Genomic DNA, 2,468 nt, shown 5'->3' with positions numbered 1-2,468 from the left:
AATATGATCAAGTCTTTATGAAAAAAATAAAAGAACACGCCGATAAATTTGAAGCAAAAACCTATTATGCAGGAGTCGGATTAGGACACGGTGATAATTACCAAAACCCCATTGTTAAGAATCAAGATTATACGTTCATTTACAAAGGAATTCAGGAAATAAACTGAATCCTTTTTTAGCAATAAATACATCCTTATTTAAAAATAAATGAAATACTTACTCTTTTTTTGCCTTTTAATTTTAAGCCTTTCCTGTAAAAATAAGGAAACGTCTACTTCTTTAATCCAAAATTCCGGAGAGGCTCTTGGAACAACTTACAGTATACAATACGACGGTGACCAAGACTATCATGAAGCTCTGATAAAAGTCTTTGACCTTGTTAATCAATCAATGTCTACCTATTTGCCTTCATCTGATATTTCTAAAATAAATGTTGGTGACTCTACTGTTATTATAGACAAACATTTTGAAACTGTATACTTACTTTCAAAAAATATATGGACAGAGACCAATGGCTATTTTGATCCGACGGTGGGTCCATTAGTAAATGCTTATGGTTTTGGACCTCAAGGAAAATTAAGAGGAATTGACAGTACTCAAGTTGACAGTATCAAAGAATTTGTAGGATTTGAAAAGTTGTTATTAACAAAAGATAACATTATAAAGAAGCAAGACCCACGCACTTTTATTGATTTTAATGCTATTGCCAAAGGATATACAATTGATTTATTAGGAAAAACTTTAGACTCAAATAACATTCAAAATTATTTAATAGAATTGGGGGGAGAGCTTTTAGCAAAAGGGGATAACAAAAACACAGGAAATGATTGGATTGTGGGAATCGATGATCCCACTCAAACTGAAGAACGCAGACTCATTAAAAAGATTAAGCTAAAAAATGCCGCAATGGCAACTTCCGGTAATTACAGAAAAACCCGTATTGATCCCGAAACCGGAACCCACTATGTACATTCTATAAACCCTAAATCAGGTTGGCCAAAGAAAAGTAATGTACTGAGCGTTTCAGTACTTGCTAAAACCTGTGCAGAAGCCGATGCTTATGCAACTGCGTTTATGGTCATGGAACTTGAAGAAACACATTTTTTTTTAGAAGAGCATACAACCATTGATGCTTATGTTATTTATGTAGATGAAGAAGGAAACCTTCAGGAATGGTTAACAGAAGGTTTTCAAAAAATTGTGTTGGAATAAATAAACCCCTTTACTAAATCATAAAGAGGTTTATTTTCGGTTTTTTTAAAAGATTATTTCGCTTTATTCTTCACATATTTTTCGAGCCACTGATCTTGTTCCCACAGCAAATGCATAATACTTTCTCTCGCAGTATAACCGTGGCTTTCATTGGGTAACATAACCAATCTCACAGGAGCTCCCAAGCCTTTTAATGCATTAAAGTAACGCTCGCTTTGCATGGGGTAAGTGCCTGAATTATTATCAGCTTCACCATGTATCAATAGTAAAGGTGTTTTCATTTTTTCGGCATTCATGAAGGGTGACATTGAGTAATAAATTTCAGGTGCTTCCCAGTAGTTTCGTTCTTCTGCCTGAAAACCAAATGGAGTTAAAGTTCTGTTGTAAGCACCGCTGCGGGCAATTCCTGCTGCAAATAAATTGGAGTGTGAAAGTAAATTTGCAGTCATAAAGGCACCATAACTGTGTCCTCCAACAGCTACACGACTTCGGTCAATATACCCTAACGCATCTACAGCATCGATGGCTGCTTTTGCATTGGCAACCAATTGTTCTACAAAAGTATCATTAGGTTGTTCGCCGTCTTCCCCAATGATTGGAAAAGCAGCGTCATCCAAAACAACATAACCACGATTTACCCAATATAATGGTGTACCATAACTAAGATAGGTAAATTCCTTACTACTGGAAGTTACTTGTGATGCACTTGAAGCATCAACAAATTCTCTGGGATATGCCCACATTATCATGGGGTATTTCTTGTTTTTATCATAATCAACAGGGAGGTAAAGAGTTGCTGAGAGGTCAAGACCATCCTCTCTTTTGTATGTAATAACCTCTTTATGAACATCCTGAATTGCTTTAAATGGATTTTTGAAATCGGAAATTTGTTCTAATTCGTTTGTTTTAATATTTCTGATGAAATAGTTTGGAAATTGATTACTGCTTTCCAGTCTTGTTAGTACAGTCCTTTTTTTCACATCTATCATTCTAATGATGCTTTCAAGCATTTCATTAGGTTTGGCTCTGTACAATCTTTCTGTTTCCTTAGTATTAAGATTGTATTGGTCAACAAATGGCAATTTACCTTCAGGTGAATATCCGTCTCCAATTAAATAAATGGTGTTGTTATCTATTTCCAATACATTGCGACCATATTCATTACGTTTTGTAACGAAACTTCCGGGGTCACTGTATCTGTCTTGGTAGTTTCTTTCAATAAATAGTGTGGGTTCCTCAGCGGGGTCAGTTGGATT

General features: G+C 35.3%; 2 protein-coding genes. One reads left to right on the top strand and one right to left on the bottom strand.

Going from position 1 to position 2,468, the window contains the following annotated elements:
• Nucleotides 1-207: 207 nt before the first annotated feature.
• Nucleotides 208-1,212 (top strand): FAD:protein FMN transferase, encoded by a 1,005-nt coding sequence (locus tag AACY61_RS12355; protein WP_339611883.1) that lies wholly within the window; start codon nucleotides 208-210, stop codon nucleotides 1,210-1,212.
• Nucleotides 1,213-1,265: 53 nt separating this feature from the next.
• Here AACY61_RS12355 and AACY61_RS12350 read toward each other — a convergent pair.
• Nucleotides 1,266-2,468, bottom strand: a 1,203-nt coding sequence (locus AACY61_RS12350) for a prolyl oligopeptidase family serine peptidase (protein WP_339611882.1), incomplete at its 5' end; no start/stop codon positions are given.

Source organism: uncultured Planktosalinus sp. (assembly GCF_963973675.1).
In the GTDB taxonomy this organism is placed as follows: domain Bacteria; phylum Bacteroidota; class Bacteroidia; order Flavobacteriales; family Flavobacteriaceae; genus Planktosalinus.
The sequence above is the reverse complement of the archived record's forward strand: the minus strand, read 5'-3'. Positions and strand labels throughout refer to the sequence as shown.

Coding starts and splice junctions, on each gene's coding strand:
- AACY61_RS12355 (WP_339611883.1), top strand. CDS start 208: ATGAAATACTTACTCTTTTTTTGCCTTTTAATTTTAAGCCTTTCCTGT.